The 19,028-nt window shown below is 72.0% G+C and carries 12 protein-coding genes; 8 read left to right on the top strand and 4 right to left on the bottom strand.

Features of this window, described 5'->3' with window-relative positions; genetic code table 11:
* The first annotated feature begins 27 nt into the window (after positions 1–27).
* From AB0D99_RS01340 to AB0D99_RS01310, 7 genes are all read left to right on the top strand, one after another.
* Positions 28–1,536 (top strand): APC family permease, encoded by a 1,509-nt coding sequence (locus AB0D99_RS01340; RefSeq protein ID WP_362355535.1) that lies wholly within the window; start codon positions 28–30, stop codon positions 1,534–1,536.
* A 1-nt stretch (position 1,537) separates the two neighbouring features.
* On the top strand, positions 1,538–1,954 hold the full coding sequence (locus tag AB0D99_RS01335; RefSeq protein WP_362355533.1) for a universal stress protein: 417 nt from the start codon (positions 1,538–1,540) through the stop codon (positions 1,952–1,954).
* Between the two features lie 254 nt (positions 1,955–2,208).
* Positions 2,209–3,618: a family 2B encapsulin nanocompartment shell protein gene (locus tag AB0D99_RS01330; RefSeq protein WP_362355531.1), complete on the top strand. Its 1,410-nt coding sequence runs from the start codon at positions 2,209–2,211 to the stop codon at positions 3,616–3,618.
* A gap of 98 nt (positions 3,619–3,716) precedes the next feature.
* Positions 3,717–4,994, top strand: a complete 1,278-nt coding sequence (locus AB0D99_RS01325; protein ID WP_362355528.1) for a family 2 encapsulin nanocompartment cargo protein terpene cyclase — start codon at positions 3,717–3,719, stop codon at positions 4,992–4,994.
* A gap of 14 nt (positions 4,995–5,008) precedes the next feature.
* Positions 5,009–5,893: a geranyl diphosphate 2-C-methyltransferase gene (locus tag AB0D99_RS01320; RefSeq protein ID WP_362355526.1), complete on the top strand. Its 885-nt coding sequence runs from the start codon at positions 5,009–5,011 to the stop codon at positions 5,891–5,893.
* Positions 5,894–6,115: 222 nt separating this feature from the next.
* Positions 6,116–7,438, top strand: a complete 1,323-nt coding sequence (locus AB0D99_RS01315; protein WP_362355524.1) for a cytochrome P450 — start codon at positions 6,116–6,118, stop codon at positions 7,436–7,438.
* Between the two features lie 79 nt (positions 7,439–7,517).
* Positions 7,518–9,341 carry an ABC transporter ATP-binding protein gene (locus AB0D99_RS01310; RefSeq protein WP_362355522.1) on the top strand — a complete coding sequence of 608 codons (1,824 nt, stop codon included), beginning with the start codon at positions 7,518–7,520 and terminating at the stop codon, positions 9,339–9,341.
* 21 nt (positions 9,342–9,362) lie between these two features.
* On the opposite strand, the gene AB0D99_RS01305 is transcribed toward AB0D99_RS01310, so the two are convergent.
* The 4 genes from AB0D99_RS01305 to AB0D99_RS01290 form a co-directional block, all read right to left on the bottom strand.
* The gene (locus tag AB0D99_RS01305) at positions 9,363–10,160 is read right to left on the bottom strand and encodes a hypothetical protein (RefSeq protein WP_362355520.1); all 798 of its coding nucleotides are present in this window, start codon (positions 10,158–10,160) and stop codon (positions 9,363–9,365) included.
* Positions 10,161–10,359: 199 nt separating this feature from the next.
* Positions 10,360–11,421 (bottom strand): serine protease, encoded by a 1,062-nt coding sequence (locus AB0D99_RS01300; RefSeq protein WP_362355518.1) that lies wholly within the window; start codon positions 11,419–11,421, stop codon positions 10,360–10,362.
* A 53-nt stretch (positions 11,422–11,474) separates the two neighbouring features.
* Positions 11,475–17,078, bottom strand: coding sequence for a trypsin-like peptidase domain-containing protein (locus tag AB0D99_RS01295; RefSeq protein ID WP_362355517.1), 5,604 nt, complete (start codon positions 17,076–17,078; stop codon positions 11,475–11,477).
* 134 nt (positions 17,079–17,212) lie between these two features.
* On the bottom strand, positions 17,213–18,109 hold the full coding sequence (locus tag AB0D99_RS01290) for a DNA/RNA non-specific endonuclease (protein WP_362355515.1): 897 nt from the start codon (positions 18,107–18,109) through the stop codon (positions 17,213–17,215).
* Positions 18,110–18,214: 105 nt separating this feature from the next.
* Here AB0D99_RS01290 and AB0D99_RS01285 point away from each other — a divergent pair, with 105 nt between their 5' ends.
* Positions 18,215–19,027 carry a caspase family protein gene (locus tag AB0D99_RS01285; RefSeq protein WP_362355513.1) on the top strand — a complete coding sequence of 271 codons (813 nt, stop codon included), beginning with the start codon at positions 18,215–18,217 and terminating at the stop codon, positions 19,025–19,027.
* Position 19,028 lies beyond the last annotated feature (1 nt).

The raw sequence follows: 19,028 nt of genomic DNA, 5'->3' as shown, positions 1-19,028 counted from the left end.
GTTCTGGCTCGTCGGGAGCGAGGGGACATGGCCGCAGAGGATTCCGCGCCCGCCGGGCGCCCCGTGGGTCTGAAGGCCAACGCGATCGGCTTCGTCGACGCGCTCGTCATCGGGCTCAACTCCACCTCTCCCGCGTACTCGCTCGCGGCCGTCATCGGCCCGATCGTCGCCCTGGTCGGCATCTACGCGCCCGGCGTGATGTTCGCGTCGTTCGTCCCGATGCTGCTGATCGCCTCGGCGTTCTACTACCTCAACAAGGTCGACCAGGACTGCGGCACGACCTTCTCCTGGGTCACGCGCGCCATGGGCCCCTGGGCCGGCTGGCTCGGCGGATGGGCCATCGCGATGACCGGCGTCCTGGTCGTCGGCTCGCTCGCCGACGTGGCCGTGAGCTTCGCCCTCCTCGCCTTCGGGCTCGACAGCTGGGTGGACAACACCTTCGTCCGTCAACTCCTCACCGTGCTGCTCATCCTGGTGATGACGGCCGTGTGCGTCATCGGCACCGAGCTGTCGGCGAAGGTGCAGAACGTCCTCATCCTGGCCCAGGTCGCCTGCCTGCTCATCTTCGTGGGCGTGGCCCTCTACGCCGTCTACAACGGCACCAGCAAGTACCCCTCGGTCGAACCCGAGTTCAGCTGGCTGAATCCGTTCGGCGCCGGAGGGGCGGCGCTGACCAGCGGATTGCTGCTCGGCGTCTTCATCTACTGGGGCTGGGAATCGGCGGTCAACCTCACCGAAGAGGTGAAGGACTCCGCGAGCGCGCCCGGCAAGGCCGGCCTCTGGTCGACCGTCGTCCTCCTGGTGACCTACGTGTCCGTGGGATTCGCGGTCGTCGCCTACGCCGGTCCGACCTTCCTGTCGGAGAACGCAGGCGAGGAGGAGTTCATCTTCGCCCAGCTCGCCGGGGACGTCCTCGGCGGCTGGGACTGGGTCCTGCTGCTCGCCGTCTCCACCTCGGCCATCGCCTCCACCCAGACCACCATCATCCCGGCCTCGCGCACGGCCCTGTCCATGGCGCGCCGCCGGGCGCTGCCCGCGCACTACAGTCACATCAGCCCGCGCTTCCGCACCCCTGACGTCAGTACGTGGTGGGTCGCCGGCATCGCCATCGCCTGGTACCTCGTGGTGAGCCAGATCAGCGAGAACGCCCTCTTCGACTCCCTCACCGCGCTGTCGCTGCTGATCTCCTTCTACTACGCGCTCACGGGCCTGGCCTGCGCGGTCTACTACCGGCGCCATCTCTTCGAGAGCGCCCACAACTTCCTGCTGATCGGCCTCGGCCCCCTGGTCGGTGCCGGACTGCTGGCCTGGCTCCTGGTGCGGTCGGTCTCCGACATGGCCGACCCGGAGAACTCCTACAGCGGCACCTCGTGGTTCGGGCTCGGCCCGCCGCTGGTCATCGGCATCGGCATCGCCGTCGCCGGTGTGGTCATCATGATCGTGTGGCGCCTGAGGTCCCCGGCCTTCTGGCGCGAACGCCCGAGCGTGGCCGACCCCGAGCTGGTCCACGGCCACGGCCATGCCAAGGAGTCCTGAGATGTCGGTCGTTCTGGGCTACGACGAATCCCCCGGCGCCGCCCGGGCCCTGCGCATCGCGGTCGAGGTGGCGGCGGCCTTCGACGAGCGACTCGTCCTGGTCTACGGCGCGGCCGCACCGGGCCCGACGGGCGAGGAGTACGCCTCCCACCGCGAGGCCATCCGCCAGGCCGGCCGGACCGGCCTGGAGCACGCGGTCACCGAGGCCGACCGGGCGGGAGTGCCGACCGTCGTCGAGGTGATCGACGAGAAGCCCGCCCAGGCCCTGATCGAAGCGGCGAGCCGGCACTCCGCGCGCGTCATCGTGGTCGGCAGCTGGGGCGAGAGCCCGATGCGCGGCGCCCTCCTCGGCTCGACGCCCCACAAGCTCCTGCACATGTCCACGGTCCCCGTCCTCTGCGTCCCCCCGGAGGAATAGGCGCCGGACCGGCCCGGGTGCGTGCGCTCTCGGCCATGCGGTCCGGATGTCATCGTTCGGCCCGATAAACACCCCGTGGAACAAGATCACTGTTTCGAGGTAATACCCACGGCCGTACGCGGCGAGCCGGGCGTACCGGGCGTTACTGTTCCCCGGGATCTGGACGGATTCCCAGAGGTTCGTCCCCCTTTCTTCCTCACTCGTGGCCGGCGCGCGTCCGCCGTCCGTCACCCTTGCCAAGGAGAGCTCGCCCGATGACCGTTGAGACCAGGGCGGAAGCGCGACCGGAGCCGACTCGGCAGTCCCTCAGCACCGCGGCTGCCCGCAACCTCGCCACCACCACCAAGTCCGCCCCGCAGATGCAGGAGATCACCTCCCGCTGGCTGCTGCGGATGCTCCCCTGGGTGGAGACCAAGGGCGGCGCCTATCGAGTGAACCGGCGGCTGAGCTACACCGTGGGCGACGGTCGCATCGACTTCGTCCAGGACGGCGCCACCGTCAGGGTGATCCCCGGAGAACTCGGCGAACTGGCCATGCTCCGCGGGTTCGACGACCTGGAGGTCCTCACCGCGCTCGCCGACCGGTGCGCCCAGCGGGACTTCCGCGCCGGCGAGGTGCTGGTGGAACGCGGCACCCCCGCCCTGCAGATCCATCTGATCGCCCGCGGCCGCGTCAACCAGATCTCCGTCGGCAAGTACGGCGACCAGGTCGCCGTCGCCGTCCTCGCCGACGGCGACCGGTTCGGTGACCACGCGCTCCTCGACGGCCAGGGCACCTGGGACTACACCGCCACCGCCGAGACCGCCGGCACCCTGCTCACCCTGACCCGCGCCGACTTCGACGCCGTGCTGGCCACGGCGCCGAGCCTCCACGCCCATCTCCAGCGGTTCAACTCGCTGCCCCGGCAGCGCCAGAACCGCCACGGCGAGGCGGAGATCGCGATGTCCGCCGGCCACGTCGGCGAAGTCGCGCTGCCCGGCGCCTTCGTCGACTACGAACTCACGCCGCGCGAGTACGAACTCTCCGTCGCCCAGACGGTCCTGAAGGTCCACACGAGGGTCGCCGACCTCTACAACGGGCCGATGAACCAGACCGAGGAGCAACTCAAGCTCACCATCGAGGCGTTGCGCGAGCGCCAGGAGTACGAGCTGATCAACAACCGCGAGTTCGGTCTGCTCCACAACGCCGACTTCAAGCAGCGGATCCAGCCCCACTCCGGCCCGCCCACCCCGGACGACCTCGACGAACTGCTCTGCCGCCGGCGCGGAACCAAGCTCTTCCTCGCCCACCCCCGGACCATCGCGGCGATCGGGCGCGAACTCAACGCCCGCGGCGTCTACCCGGACCACGTCGACCTCGACGGAGAGCGGGTGCTGGGCTGGCGCGGCGTCCCGATCCTGCCCTGCGACAAGATCCCCATCAGCAGGGACAACACCAGCTCGATCCTGGCCATGCGAACCGGTGAGGACAACCAGGGCGTCATCGGCCTGCGGCAGACCGGGCTTCCGGAGGAGTACGAGCCCGGCCTGTCGGTGCGCTTCATGGGGATCGACGAGCGGTCGATCATCTCGTACCTGGTCACGACCTACTACTCGGCCGCCATCCTCGTGCCCAACGCGCTCGGCGTGCTGGAGAACGTGCAGATCGCCCGCAGGCACGACTAGAGCACCCGTCCGAGCGCCGCGCAGGCCCGGACCGGACCGGGGCAGGGCGAGCAGCCCGGGCTCCGGGCACCCCCACCCACCTCACCAAGGAGCTACGGATGCCCGATCCGGGGCCTTCCCCTCTGCAGTCGGGCCTGCCCGCGGCCGCGACCGGCTTCGGGGCCCACGTCATCGACCACGCCCGAACCCTGGCCACCGGTCTCGAATCCGTCGTCGCGGCCGAGGCGGCCGTCGCGGCGGACGCCGTCACGGACCCCGTCGTCGACACCCCGCCCCCGCCGCCCACCCCCGCGTTGGACCGGATCCTGCGCGGCCCGACCGGACTGGGTACCTCCGGCCTGTACCTGGGCCTGCGCGAGGAGCCGCCGGCGCCGCCCGCGCCCGAGGCCCCGGTGGAGGGCATGCCGATCCCGGGCCTGTACCACCACCCCGTAGCGGAGCCCGATCCGGTGCGCGTGGAGGAGGTGAGCCGACGCATCAAGGCGTGGGCGCTGGACGAGGTCGACCTCTATCCCGAGGACTGGGAGGGCGAGTTCGACGGCTTCTCCGTCGGCCGCTACATGGTCGCCTGCCACCCTGACGCCCCGACCGTCGAGCACCTGATGATCGCCACCCGGCTGATGGTCGCGGAGAACGCGGTCGACGACTGCTACTGCGAGGACCACGGCGGCTCGCCCATCGGCCTCGGCGGGCGCCTGCTGCTCGCGCACACCGCCCTCGACCCCCTGCACACGACGAAGGAGTACCAGCCGGATTGGGAGGAGTCGCTCCACGCGGACGCCCCGCGGCGCGCCTACCGCTCCGCCATGGAGTACTTCGTACGGCAGGCCACGCCCTCCCAGGCGGACCGGTTCCGGCACGACATGGCCCGGCTGCACCTGGGATACCTCGCCGAAGGCGCCTGGGCCCAGACGGACCACATGCCCGAGGTGTGGGAGTACCTGGCGATGCGGCAGTTCAACAACTTCCGCCCCTGCCCCACCATCACGGACACCGTCGGCGGCTACGAACTGCCCGCGGACCTCCACGCGCAGCCGGCCATGCAGCGCGTCCTGGCGCTCGCCGGCAACGCCACCACCATCGTCAACGACCTCTACTCGTACACCAAGGAACTCGCCGGCCCCGGCCGGCACCTGAACCTGCCCGTGGTGCTCGCCGAACGCGAGGAGCTCTCCGAACGGGACGCCTACCTCAAGGCGGTCGAGGTCCACAACGACCTCATGCGCGACTTCGAATCGGAAGCCGCAGCCCTCGCCGCCGCCTGCCCCGTCCCGAGCGTGCTGCGCTTCCTCCGGGGAGTCGCCGTGTGGGTCGACGGCAACCACCACTGGCACCGGACCAACACCTATCGATACAGCCTGCCCGATTTCTGGTAAGAACGGAATCATCTGTGACCAGCACCGAGTTCACCACCGTCAACGGCATCTCCGCCTTCGTCCCGGGTCCGGCGACGCCCTATCAGAGTGACATCGCCCGTTACTGGAACAACGAGGCCAGGCCGGTGAACCTGCGCCTCGGCGATGTGGACGGCCTTTACCACCACCACTACGGCATCGGCGACATCGATCACGCGGCTCTCGGGAACGCCGAGGACAGCGAGTACGAGAAGAAGCTGATCGCCGAGCTCCACCGACTGGAGTCGGCGCAGGCCGAGGTCCTCCTGAACCACCTCGGCTCCATCGGCGGCGACGACACGCTCGTCGACGCCGGTTGCGGCCGGGGCGGCTCGATGGTCATGGCGCACCAGCGGTTCGGATGCAAGGTCGAGGGCGTCACCCTGTCGGCCAAGCAGGCCGAGTTCGCCAACCGGCGTGCCGAGGAGCTCGGCATCAAGGACCACGTGAACGCCCGCGTGTGCAACATGCTCGACATGCCCTTCGAGACCGGCGCGGCCGCCGCCTCGTGGAACAACGAGTCGAGCATGTACGTCGACCTGGAGGACCTCTTCGCCGAGCACTCCCGCGTTCTCGAGGTCGGGGGCCGCTACGTGACCATCACCGGCTGCTGGAACCCGCGTTACGGCCAGCCCTCGAAGTGGGTCTCCCAGATCAACGCGCACTTCGAGTGCAACATCCACTCCCGCCGTGAGTACCTGCGGGCCATGGCCGACAACCGGCTGGTCCCGCAGGCCGTCATCGACCTGACTCCCGAGACGCTGCCGTACTGGGAGCTGCGCGCCACGTCCTCCCTGGTCACCGGGATCGAGGAGGCGTTCATCAACTCCTACAAGGACGGCTCGTTCCAGTACGTCCTCATCGCGGCCGACCGGGTCTGACCGGCCGTCGCACCGCTGACCGAAGGGGTCGGGCCCGTCAGGACCCGGCCCCTTCGGCACGTCCGAGACCCTGAGCGGGGAACGGTGAGCCGGCGGCCGCGAGCCGGCCACCGTGGGCCGGGAGCCGGTGGAGGGCGCCCGGTGCCGAGGCGGTCTGTCGCCCCTCGCGCCCGCACCCCTACAGTGCGCGACGACGCGCCGTCGCCGAACAGGAGCAGACCCGTGGCCACCCCCGCCCGCCCCTCCTCCCCTCCGAGCCCGTCCCCCTCGGCGCGCCGGGTTCCCGAACTGGACCCCGCCCTGGTCGCGCGGTGGCAGGCCGGGGGAGGGGAGCTGGTCGACCTCTTCGCCGAGGCCCGTGAACGCCTCGGCGGCGTCGCCGCGTTCCGGCTCGGCCCCCGCCCCACCGTCCTCGTCACCGCCCCCGAAGCCGTGCGGCACGTGCTCGCGCTCCACCCCGAGCGCTACGTCAAGCGTTCGCACCGCGCCCGACTGCTCATCGGCGACGGCGTCCTGGCCGCCACGGGCGCGAGCTGGCAGCGGCAACGGCGGCTGCTGCAGAACCAGTTCACCGGCAAGGGGATGCGCCGCTACGAGCAGCGGATCACCGCGGCCGCGCGGGCCGGCGCGGCGCGCTGGGACGCGTACGCCCGCACCGGGCAGGTCTTCGACGTCGGCGAGGAGATGCGCCGGTTCGCCCTGGACACCATCTGGCGGTCCCTGACCGGCCACCCCCTCGACCCCGGCACGGAGCGCGAACTGGCCGCCGTCCCCACGGTGGTGGCCGCGCTCCCCGGCCTGCCCGCCGACTCGGCCGACGCGCGGGGTGCCGTCGCCGACGAGCTCGCGAGGATCGACGCCGTGGCGAGCCGCGCCATCGCCGCCGTCCGCGACGGCGATGCGGGACCCGAGGGGCCCGGCCTGCTGCACGTCCTCGTCGAGGCGGCCGGAACATGCTCCGCGTACACCGACCGGCTGATCCGGGACGAGCTGGTCACCCTCCTCGTCGCCGGTCACGAGACCACCGCCACCACGCTGACCTGGCTCCACCTCCTGTTGGACCGGAATCCGCACGCGCGGGAGCGGGCGCTCGCCGCGGGTCCCGACGGTTCACCCGAACGGCGGCAGGCGCTGCAGGCGCTCGTCAGCGAGACGCTGCGCCTCTATCCGTCCGCGTGGATGCTGCCGCGCAGCGCGGCGCGGGACGACCTCCTGGCCGGATACGAGATCGAGGCCGGGACCGACGTACTCGTCTCCCCGTACCTCACACACCGGGACCCCGAACTCTGGGACGACCCCGAGCTGTTCGACCCCGCACGCTTCACCACCCCCGGAAGGCGACCGGCAGACCCGGGGGGCTACCTCCCGTTCGGTATCGGTCCCCGGGCCTGTCTCGGCCTGCAGTTCGCCCTCCGCGAGTCCACCGTCCTCCTCGAACACCTGCTGCCCGCCCACACTCCGCGCTTCCAGTCCACCCCGACCCGGACGGCCTACGGCATCACCGTCCGCCCCGACGGCCCGACCCCCGCGACGGTGGATGGCTAGAAAAAACGCTTGGACCGCGCGGTCGCCCCCACGGGACACTGCGGATCCTGTCCTACAGGTCCGACAAAGCAGGGTTGGGATGGGATTGCCAGAATCGCGCAAGGGTTCGCCGGGCAGGGGTCCGGTCCTCCTCGCACTTCGCTACTACGGGCGGGAGCTGGCCCGCCTCCGATGGCTGACGCTGCCCGCCATGCTGCTCCCGGCACTGGGCAACATCGGAATCTTCTACATCGCGCCGCTCGTCGTCGCGAAACTCGTCGGCCGGATCGTCGGCGGCGGCCGGCACACCGACATCGGCGCGATGCTGCCGTACGTCCTCGGCTTCGCCGGCGTGCTGCTCCTCGCCGAGCTGCTCTGGCGCATCGGGCTGCACTGCCTGAACCGCCTCGACGCCCGCGGCATCGAGCAGCTGTACGTCATCGGCATGGACGAACTGTTCGCCAAGGACGCCGCGTTCTTCCACGACAACTTCGCCGGATCGCTGACCAAGCGGGTGCTGAGCTTCGCCTCCCGCTTCGAGGAGTTCGTCGACACGCTGACCTTCTCGGTCATGGGCAGCTTCGTGCCCCTGGTCTTCGCCTCGGTGGTGCTCTGGCAGTACGCACCGCTGCTCGTGGTCGGGCTGCTCGTGATGATCACACTGGCGGCGCTCTGCGTGACGCCCCTGATCCGCCGCCGTCAGGCACTCGTCGCCCAGCGCGAGGAGGCGATCGCCCGGGTGTCGGGGCACGTCGCGGACAGCCTGATGAACATGGACACGGTCCGGGCCTTCGCCGCCGAGAAGCGTGAGGCCGCCGAACACCGGTCCCGCGTCGCGGAGTCGCGCCGCCTCACGCTGCGTTCATGGGACTACGGCAACCTGCGCATCGACACGCTGGTCGCGCCGATGTCCGTCCTGACCAACACCCTCGGTCTGCTGCTCGCCCTCGTGCTCGGCGCGGGCGACCACGGCGTGGAGGCGATCATCGTCACCTTCACCTACTACGCCAACGCGACGCGGATCATGTTCGAGTTCAACCAGATCTACCGCCGCATGGAGAGCTCGATGACGGAGGCCGCGCAGTTCACGGAGCTGCTGCTGACGCCGTCGACCGTGCTCGACCCGGTGCATCCGGAGCCGCTCAGTCCGGAGAAGACCGCCGACGTCCGCTTCGAGCGGGTGACCTTCGCGCACGGCGGCGGGCAGCCGCTCTTCGAGGGGCTCGACCTCGCCGTGCCGAGCGGGGCGAAGGTCGGTCTCGTCGGCCGGTCCGGCGGGGGCAAGACCACGCTCACCCGGCTGCTGCTGCGCATGACGGACATCGACGCCGGCCGCATCCTGATCGGCGGTCAGGACATCAGCAGGCTCTCCCAGGCCGATCTGCGCGGCATGATCGCCTATGTGCCGCAGGATCCGGCGATGTTCCACCGGACCCTGCGGGACAACATCGCCTTCGCCAGGCCGGACGCCACCGACGCCGAGATCCGGCGAGCGGCGGAGGCGGCCCACGTCACGGAGTTCGCGGACGCGCTTCCCGAGGGCTTCGACACCATGGTCGGCGAGCGTGGCGTGAAGCTCTCCGGCGGGCAGCGCCAGCGCGTCGCGCTCGCCAGGGCGATCCTGCGGGACGCGCCGATCCTGCTCCTCGACGAGGCGACCAGCGCGCTGGACTCGGAGAGCGAGATCCTCGTCCAGGACGCGCTGTGGCGGCTGATGGAGGGCCGGACGGCGTTCGTGGTGGCCCACCGCCTGAGCACCGTCGCCACCATGGACCGGCTGGTCGTCCTCGACCGGGGACGGATCGTGGAGCAGGGCACGCACCAGGAACTGCTCGCGACGGACGGTGCCTACGCGAAGCTGTGGCAGCACCAGTCGGGCGGATTCCTCGACGACGACCCCGCCCGGGCGGTCGACCTGCTCTGAACCGCGTTCCGTACCGGGGCTCTAGAGGTTCAGACAGACCACGAGCAGGCAGAGCTCCGGCGGAGACGCCTCGGCCGGAGCCGTCGGCACGGTCCCCGGCTGCGACGCTCCCGAATCCGCCGGGACCTCGTCCGATCCGTCGGCCCCTTCCGGGGCCGCCGGAGCCTGCGTCCGCGCGGGGCTCGTGTCCGCCGGCCCGGTGTTCGCGGGTCCGGAGCCGGGCGAGCCGGTCCGGCCCCGCGGAGCGGGCGTGACCGTCGTGCGCGGCGCGGAGGTCGTCTCCGGCCGGGGCGCCGGCACGGTGGTGCGGAGGGAGGCCGTGGTGTGCTGCTGCCGGGAGACGCCGGGCGCGGACGGCTGCGTGGACGCCGGGGGCGCGGTGTCCCGTGGGGCGGGCGGTATCGCGGTCGGGCGCGGGTCCTGTGCCGTCTCCGCGTCGGTGCCCGTGCCCGGGTCCTCCGGTGCCGTGGCCGCCTGCGCCCGATCGCCCCCCTGCCGGTCCATCGCCGAGACCGTCAGACCGCCGCCCACCAGGGCGAAGGCGGTCGCCACCACCGCCCGGCGCCTGCTCTTGCGCCAGCGCTCACGCTGGCGTCGCCGCGCGGCGCGCCCGTCGGGCGAGGGCGGTTCACCCGTCGGATCCCCGGCCATGTCCGGCCACGGCACCTCGTCGTGGCCGGCGAGGGGCGCCGCCGCGGGCGAGGCGGGCACGAAGCGGCCGTGGTCGGTGACCGGGGCGATGTCCGGGGCGTAGGCGCCGCACCCGGGGCACACCAGGGCACCGTTGAGATGCCGGCGACACGAGGAGCAGTAGTCCATCTCGGGTCTTCCTGAGTTGACGTGCCGCCGACCCACCGGGCCGCGGTTCGGTCGCGTTCGCGAACGGGATCGAGCGCCACGCAACGCTAACGAAGCCCTCGAAAGGCTGTGCGCAGCCCGTGTGAGGCTCCTGTGGGGATTCGCCGGGGAGCTGCGACGGGCTCGTGCCGGGACTCGGGTGATCGTGCGGGGACGCGCTTCAGACCCAGTTGACGTCGGCGCGGGCCAGCAGGGGGTCGTCGATCAGCTCCCAGAGCGGTACGGCGAAGTTGCCGAGGCGGTAACGGCCGCCGAAGTGCAGGCCGAGGACGCGATGGTCCGTCAGGTCGAGGACCGGGGAGCCGCTGTTTCCGCCCAGGGTCGAGCAGTCGTGCTTCATCACCTGGCCGCCGGGGGTGAACTCGGTAGCCGTGCCGGGCTGGAGGCGCTTCACGTTGTAGACGTCCATGAAGATCCGGCGCATCGACTCGGGTTCGTTGCGCCGGCCGTCCCAGGCCGGGTAGCCGATCACGTACACCGGCCTGCCGGGGACATTCGCGGGTGCGTCGGCGGCGACCGCGAGCGGGGTGGGGAGCGTGCCCCCGTCGGGCGGGGCGACGCGGAGCAGCGCCATGTCGACCTCCGGATGGACGCCGATCACCTCGGTGACCTCGTACGGGGGCGGGCCGGCGACCGGCTCCGGCGCCGCGGACAGCTCCTCGCCCGGGTCGACGCGTGCGGACATGCCCTGCTGGAAGGACCAGCCGGCGTTCTCGGCGCGGGTGAACTCGACGGCCACGTGCCGGTTGGTCATCACGGTCGTCGGACCCACCAGGAAGGCCGTCCCGACCCAGTCCAGACTCGGGTGGCCGGTCACCTCGACACGGCCCACGCGCGCGATCGACTCGCGGATCGCCTCCCGGCCCGCGTCGAGCACGGACCAGTCACCGTCCTGCGGGGCGAAGTCCTGTCCCTGCACCAGGATCGCCGGCCTGCCCTCCAGCAGGACGATCGCCTCCACCCCGAAGTACTCGTCCTCGTCGATCTCGTCGGCGCGGCCACCGGCCAGCTTCTCGAGTCCGGTGACGCCCGCCTCCAGCACACGGGCCCGTTCCTCCTGCGCGAAGCGGGAGATCTGCTCCGCCGGAGCCTCGTCCGGCGGCAGCTCCTCCACCGACTCGGAGATCTCCGCCTCCAGGTGCCCGCGCACCCGTGCGGCGACACCGCGCAGATCGTCGAAGACCCGCTCGGGATCGGTCGCGACCGGTGATCCGTTCCGCATCTCCCGCCACCTCCTCCTCACTTCCTCACGGCGCTCGCCTCACGCGGCGGTGCTCACGCGGCCCACTCGTGGTCCTGCGGGGCCGTCGCCGACTGCGCCCGGGTGATCTCCTCGTACAACTCCACGCTGTTCTCCCGCAGATGGGCCAGGATCCGGCTCATCTGGGTGCCGACGTTGACGAACGCCGTCTTCCTGCCCTGGAATTCGACCTCCTCCATCCGGCGGGTGCCGCGGTGGAGCGCCACCACCGTCCAGTCGTCGGTGAAGACCGGCGAACCGGACGAGCCGCTGCGGGTGTCGGTGAAGTAGCGCACGTCGCGGTCGTCCGCCTGGAAGACGAGGTTGTTGCGCAGCGCGACCCGCTTGGGCTGGCCGCCGGGGTGCTGGATGATGTTGACCGCGACCGGTTCCGTACCGATCGTCAGCGGCGCGGTCGCGATCCTCAGCAGCGGCCGGGGCGGCAGCCCTTCCGAGAGCCGCAGGACCGCGTAGTCCAGCGCCTCGTCCCAGGCGAGCAGGGCGCCCGCCGTCACCTCCTCGGTCTCCGTCTCGTCGGCGCCGTAGTCGAAGCGGGAGCGGGAGTTGGCCACCTGGAGACGGAGGTCCTCCTCCGCCACCCTCGGCCGGGCGCCGGGCGTGCGGGTACGGGCGTTCACCACGTGGTGGTTGGTGATCAGCAGCCCCGGTGCGATGATCCAGCCGGTACCGGCATGCGGGTAGGCGGGCTGCTGGGGCCGGCCGGACTCGTACGGCGGAACCTTCAGGCGGGCGACCGAGGAACCGGCCAGGACACCGCCGTGCAGGAACTCGAACGGCACGGTGTCGTCCCGGAAGATGATCTCCTCCTTGGTCTCGCCCGGCATCATCTCCGGCGGCAGGTCCGGCTCTCCCGCGGCGTCACGCGCCACGTCGTCCAGGGCGCGCTGGAGCACGGTCAGCGGGCCCGCCTCGACGGTCTGGGCGATGGCGTTGCGCAGCCAGACCTCCAGCGGCACCGTCCCGTCGATCAGCCGTTCCACCTGGTTCATCGTGTGCAGGTCGGAGTGGAGCTGCCGCAGCGGGGTGTCCATCGTCGGCAGGCTCGCCCGGAAGTGCGCGGTCGTTCCCGCGAAGAGCAGCGGCCGTACGGTGTTCTCGGCGAGCCCCGCCTCCAGGGCGGCGTTGCGGACGCGCACGACGTCCTCCGCGGAGAGGTACGGATCGGTGCGGACCGCCGCTTCGGCCGCGTCCGGCGGCGGTTGCGACCACAACCCCGTCCCGCTGCCTCCGGGTTCCTTGATCGGCCCTCGCGCGGGGGAACCCGCGTCCATGGCGGCCGCGACCCCCTCCACCAGATCGCCGCTGCGGTCGCTGAGCATCAGCGCCCGCCACGCGAGGCTGTCCAGCGTGCCGCGCCGGTGCGCCTCCCACAGGGCCTGTTCGACCGTCCCGTACGGCCGGCCGCCCGAGGGCGCGTCAGGGGAGCCCGCGGCACGGGAGCCCGCGGCTCCGGCCGGTGGCGAGGCTCCTCCCGCCGCCGATTCCAGGATCCGGGTGAGGGGTTCGCGCAGCTGGGGCTCGTCGACCATAGCGGTCTCGATCCAGCGGGAGAGCGCGTCGACCACCGCCTCGTCGTCGGCGGGGAGACCCACCAGGCGCAGGGTGTGTTCGAGGAGCTGCGGATCGACCCGGGACGCCGTGGCCGCCGCGGCCCGGGCCAGGGCCGGCTGCCGGGCCAGCTCCGCGTCCGGCATGCCGCGCAGGGCGCCGGCGAGGCGGGTGTCCGTCTCGGTGGAACCCTCGTCGGAGAGCACGGCCAGCCGCGACCTGGCGACCAGGACGCCCATCGACTCGTGGGCGAGGCCGAGGCCGCCCGCCAGGTCCTCCGCCTCCTGCAGATCGCGGTCGGCCTCCGCGAAGTCGCCCGCGTCCTGGGCGAGCCGGGCCGAGACCTGCAGGAGCTCCAGCCGGGTCTCCGCGCACCCCGCCTCCTCCGCCCGGTCCACGGCCGCCTCGGCCGTCTCCCGGGCCTCGGCGAGCCGCCCGGACCTGGCCAGCGTCTCCGCCAGGAGGCCGTGCAGCCTGCTGCAGGGCGTCCAGGGCCGGCGCTCGGCCAGCCGCTCCGCCGCCGCCTCGACGTACCCCTGCGTGAGCAGGTCCTCCACCTCCCGGGCGGCGATCCGTTCCCAGTCCTCCTGGTCGGCCTCGGCCATGATCCGGTCCGGTACGTGTCCGCCGATCCTCCCGAGCAGGAAGGCGGCCGAGCGGGCGGGCATGTCGCGGTCGGCCCCGGCCAGGTGGGCGGAGACGCCCGACTGCCAACGGCGCTCCACCACACGGGGGTTCTGGCCGAGACGGAGCCGGTGGTAGATCTCCTCGGCGCGTGCGGCGGGGCCTTCGCGGGCGGAGTAGAACTCCACCGCCCGATGGTCGACGGCCCGCATCAGATCCGTACGGGCGCTGTCGGAGAGCCGCAGCATGATCGAGCGCAGATCCGTCCGGTGCCGTACCGCCTGCGGCCCCGCCGACTCCATCAGGTCGGCCCGCGAGACCAGCCGTCCGAAGAGCACGCGCGCCTCCTGCGGCGAGGCGACCCGGAGTCCCGCGGGCTCCGCGAGGACGTCCTGGATCAACTCCGGGGTGATGACCCGCAGCGCCAGACCGGCCTGCACCAGCATGCGGACCGCGTCGTCCGCGATGTGCTTGAGGATGCGGTCGTACAGCGTGCCCTGGATGAGCATCTGGTCGACCTGGTGGTGGAACCAGCGCTTGCGCGAGGGCAGGCTCGACAGGAGATCGGCGAGCGACTCGGACCGTTCCCCCAGGACGACCGCGGTCCGTGCCGCCAGCTTCAGGCTGAGGGGGTGCCCGCCGACCCGGTCGGCGAGGTCCCGGGCGACGGCCTCGTCGTCGACGCCGGAGGCCATCAGCAGGTCCACGGCGGCCTGCTGGTCGAGTTCGCCCAGCTCCATGGTGCGGGGGGTGAGGACCCTGGCGGGGTGGTCGATGGGGGCCCGCCCCGAGACGATGTACCGGAGCCGCGGATAGGCGGCGCGAAGGGCGGTCCAGATCGCCCACATGCGGCCGATGACCGGCGAACCCCGGTACTGCGCCTCCTCGAAGGAGTCGAGGGCGATCACCAGCGGCGGGTCCGTCGCGCCCGCCGGGCCGCGTACGGCCTCGGCGACGAGCTCGGCGACCTGGCGGGCGAGCTCCTGCTCACGGGCGCTGGCCCGCGAGTGGAAACCGGCGGAGTAGTCGCGGCCGAGGGTCGCGCGGGTGGTGGACAGCTGGAACAGCTCGTCCAGCTGGTTCCGTTCGCCCCGCTGGGAGGCCGCGGTCTCCTCGCACTCGTCGGCGAGCGCGCCGAAGGCCGCGCGGTGGCGGGGGTACTGGATGCCGAGCTGGCGGGCGAACTCGGCGATCATGGTGGCGGGTTCGTGGATGGAGAGCGTCGGGCGCTCGAAGTCGATGAAGACGAAGGGGAATCCGGCGGGGGAGTCGTGCAGGCTCTCGACGAGGAACTTGGCGAGCAGCGTGCTCTTGCCGACGCCGCCCACGCCGTGGATGAGGACGGGCGGCTCCGCCGGTTCGGCGGGCAGGGCGATGTAGGCGCGCAGGGAGTCGAGTTCGCGCTGCCGTCCGTGGACGGTGTCCCGGATCAGCCGTTCCAGCGGCTGGAGCAGGCGCGCCCGCTCCAGCCGGTGCTGCACCTCGTCGACATCGGGCAGCCCGGTCGTGCCGGGGACCCGGCTCAGCCAGAGCACGGCCTGAAGCGTGTCCGCGAGCGCCTCGACGTCGTGAGGCCGGGCGGGGTCGGGAACGGTGGCGGGCGGGGCGTGAGGGGTGCCGGAGAGGTCACGGGCGACCGCGGACACCCCGGGACGGGCTCCGGCGGGGTCGTCTGCCACGGCGGAAGGGGCCGAGGGCGCCCCGGGCCGGTCCGGACGGCCGCCCGGCGCGTGCGTGGCGGGTGCCGGTTCGTCCGGTGCCGGTGCCGGTGTCGGTGTCGGTGGGGCCGGTGGGGATCCCGACCGGTCCGGCGGGGGCCCCGGTAGCTCCGGTGCCGCTGCCGACCGGTCCGGCGCGGGTGCCGGCTGCTCCGGCGCGGTGGCGGGCGGAGCTGCCACGGGCTGGGACAGCTCGGCGGGCGGAGCTGCCACGGCCTCGGGCGGCTCGGTCGGCGGAGCTGCCACGGGCTGGGACAGCAGGGCCAGCGCCGTGCGCTCCGGCCCCGGGCCCTCCGGGACGAGCCCGATGTTGGCCGCCAGGGCGCGCCGTGCTTCCTCGGGGCCCGCGAGTCCGCTCAGTGTCAGCTCCCGGACCTCCGGCTTCAGCGTCCAGGACGGGGTGTGGTGCGAGGGCAGGGCGGTGCAGTCGTCGACGAGGGCCAGGGCCGCCCGCCCGGTCGGCCGGCTCTCGTCCGGCAGCCGCAGCCGGGTGGGGTCGAACGCGTCGAGCAGGCAGGCCGCCTGCCGGTAGGCGGTGCGCAGTCCGGGCGGCGCGGGAGGTGGCGATCCGGCGGTGTCGCGCATGGCCCGGTGGAGCACCCCGGTGAGGTCGCCGCCGGGGGCGAGGGAGCGGGAGAGCCGTACCGTCTCCTCCACGGCCGTGCACACCCGGCGCATGTAACTGTCCCGTGAACCGGGGGCGTCCACCGCTCGGAGGACCTCCGTCACCGCCACGTCCACCAGGGCCGGTATCGCGGCGGCGTCCGACGCGGGGCGCTCCTGGGCGAAGAACTCCGCGAAGAATTCGCGCAGATCGTCCTCCCCGGCGACACGGGCCGTGTCCCGGCACTCGTTCTTCCTGATGTCGTAGGGGAGTTGGCGCATCGTGGGCGAGTAGCCGAGCAGGACGAGCCGGGGCACGGCCGCCTGCCGTGCCGGTGTGTGCTCGTAGACGGCGAGCGCCAGCTTGCCGATGCAGTCCCAGACGTCCGTGTTCGGATCGAGTTTGTCGCATTCGTCGAGGACCAGCCAGAAGCGCTCCTCCGCGGCGGTCGCCCGGCTCACGATCCGGTGCACGGCGTCGTCGATCGCCGGCAGTGGATCGTTCAACTGTGTGGGATTCAACGGCGTTCGGTCCGCGCCGGGGGGTGCCACGAAGTCGTCGAGCCGCTCCACCAGGCGGGCGGCCGTCGAGGTGCGCGAGAGGGTCACCCGTACCGGACGGAAGCCGCAGTGCTGCCCGAGGTGCCGGATGAGGTGGTACGAGTACGAGCGCCCGCTGTCGGGCTCGCCGTCCACGACCAGGACGGTCTGCTCGGGGTCGGCGACGAAGGCGCGCAGCTTCTCGCGCAGCTCGTGCCGGTCGATGAACACCTCGGTCCCGTTGGCGAGGACGAGGGTGCGGAAGGGGTCCTGGGAGGAGCGCAGCACCGCCTCGTCCTCCCGCAGGCGCGTCAGCAGGATCCTCGCCTCGGCGATGCCCGCGCCGGTGAGGCCGTCGGCTCCGGCCAGCACGTCGAGCAGCCTGCGCTGGTGGGCGACGTCCCGGCGCGCGGCCCTGACCAGCTGCCGCGCGTTCTCGTCGCGGTCCGGAGTGAGCTCCAGATCCGCGACGAAGTCCTGCGAGAGGCCGCTGTGCCGCAGCCGGGTGAGGGGATCGGGGGTGTCGAGGAGGTACTCCCGCACCCAGCTCGTGACGAGTCCCCATTCGGTTTCGCTGAGCGGCATACGGCACCTGCCCGGCCGTCCCCCGGGAAGCCGGGGACTGACTGACTGACTGACTGAAACCTGCCAGAACAATCGTTTCACCGGGCAGGGACCGTGGCAAACGGGCGATCCGCGGGCGCGGCCGGCCGGTCGGGTCAGCCCTGCATGGCGATGTCGTCGAAGGTCTCGAGACGCCGCCAGCGGTCCTCCGGCGCCCGCGTCACCGGCATCAGATCGACATCGGGCAGCGGTCCGAACTCCAGCTCGGTGATCTCCGCGACGTCCGACACCGGCACCTGGTAGGTCCGGAACGGGCCGAGCGGCGGCGGCGCGCCCGCCTTCGCCCCGGCCAGCGCCCGCTCGGCGTCCCGGCTCAGATCGGGGCTCTGGTCGAGGACGTACGCGGTCGAGGCCAGCGCGCCGTCCTGCATGAACGCGGCGACCTTCCAGAACCGCAGCGGCACCTGCACGCCCCGGTAGGGCGGGTCCGAGTCGTGCAGCACCGGACCCGTGAGCACCGTCAGCTTCCGGTCGAACTCGGCCGCGTGGTCGAGCAGGTAGTTCTCCAGGCCCTGCCAGAGCTGCTTCCCCTGGTTGAAGACGTCCGACTGGGGAGCGGCGTTCGTGTAGTGGAACGTGTCGGTGTTGGCCCGGCCCGCCACCGCCGGCGTCCCCCACACCGGATCGAGCCGGCGCACCAGATGCCCGCGGTCCAGGCTGTTGTTCCGGTAGATGTCGTTGCCCGCCTGGTGTTCCTCGGGCAGCCGCGGATCGAACTCCCACACGTCGTCCCGGGGTACGTCCTCGGCCAGTTGCGAGCCCTCGATGCAGACCGCCGTGGAGGCGGCGAGCCGCCGGTCCGGCCGGAAGACCACGGTGAAGTGGGTGTACGGCAGCGTCACCGTCTCCACCGAGGCGCGGACGGGCAGGGGCAGCGGCACCACGGGACCGAGGAAGTTCTCGTCGTATCCGGTCCGGTCGGCGAGCGAGTCCCGGCGCGGCCCGCCCGCACGCGGGGGTGGTGGAGAGGACGGGGGATCGGTCTGTTTCATACGATGTAAGTACCGCGCATGAAGGGTCGCGCTCGGCACCGGGCCGCAGGCCACTCGATCAGCCGCCCCCGGAGCCTCCCTCCCTCACCCCCAAGGAGGCACGCCATGCCCGCCGGACTGTCCATCCACGTAGGACTCAACAAGGTCGACCCCGACGCCTACGACGGCTGGGACGGTGCCCTCGTGGCCTGCGAGAACGATGCCCACGACATGGCCAGGATCGCCCGCGCCGCGGGATTCTCCGACACCGTCCTGCTGACCGCCGACTGCACCGTGGACAACGTCACCGCGGCGCTGCGGCAGGCGGCGGCCAAGCTCGCCGCCGACGACATCCTGCTCTTCACCTACTCCGGACACGGCGGACAGATGCCCGACGTGACCGGGCCGGACGACGAACCGGACGAACTCGACGAGACCCTCGTCCTGTACGACCGGCAGTTCCTCGACGACGAGCTGCACCAGGAGTTCCGCGGCTTCGCCGACGGCGTCCGGATCTTCGCCCTGCTCGACTGCTGCCACAGCGGCAGCGCCATCGAGCTGCCCGGCGTACCCCGGCCGGAGAACGGAGTCCGGCTGATGCCCGTACCGAAGCAGATGGAGATCTACGAGCGGGACCGCGACTTCTTCGAGCGGCTGCAGCGCTCCCTCCGCCAGGCGGCCCCCGACGGGCAGTCGGCGGGACCGCCCGCGATCCTCATCTCGGCCTGCCAGGACAACCAGGTCGCCTCCGACGGGCCGGTCAACGGGGCCTTCACGGAGGCGCTGCTCGGTGTCTGGGACGAGGGCGCCTTCCAGGGCGGCTACCGGCCCTTCCACCGGGCGATCCAGGGCAGGCTGCCCGCCACACAGAGCCCGAACCTCTACACGACCGGAAGCCCCACGTCCGGGTTCTTGGGCCAGAAGCCCTTCACCGTGTGAC

Origin of the sequence: Streptomyces sp. NPDC047971, assembly GCF_040653355.1 — a bacterium.
Lineage (GTDB): Bacteria > Actinomycetota > Actinomycetes > Streptomycetales > Streptomycetaceae > Streptomyces.
Note: the sequence above shows the minus strand (reverse complement) of the source record. Positions and strands in the feature narration are given on the sequence as shown.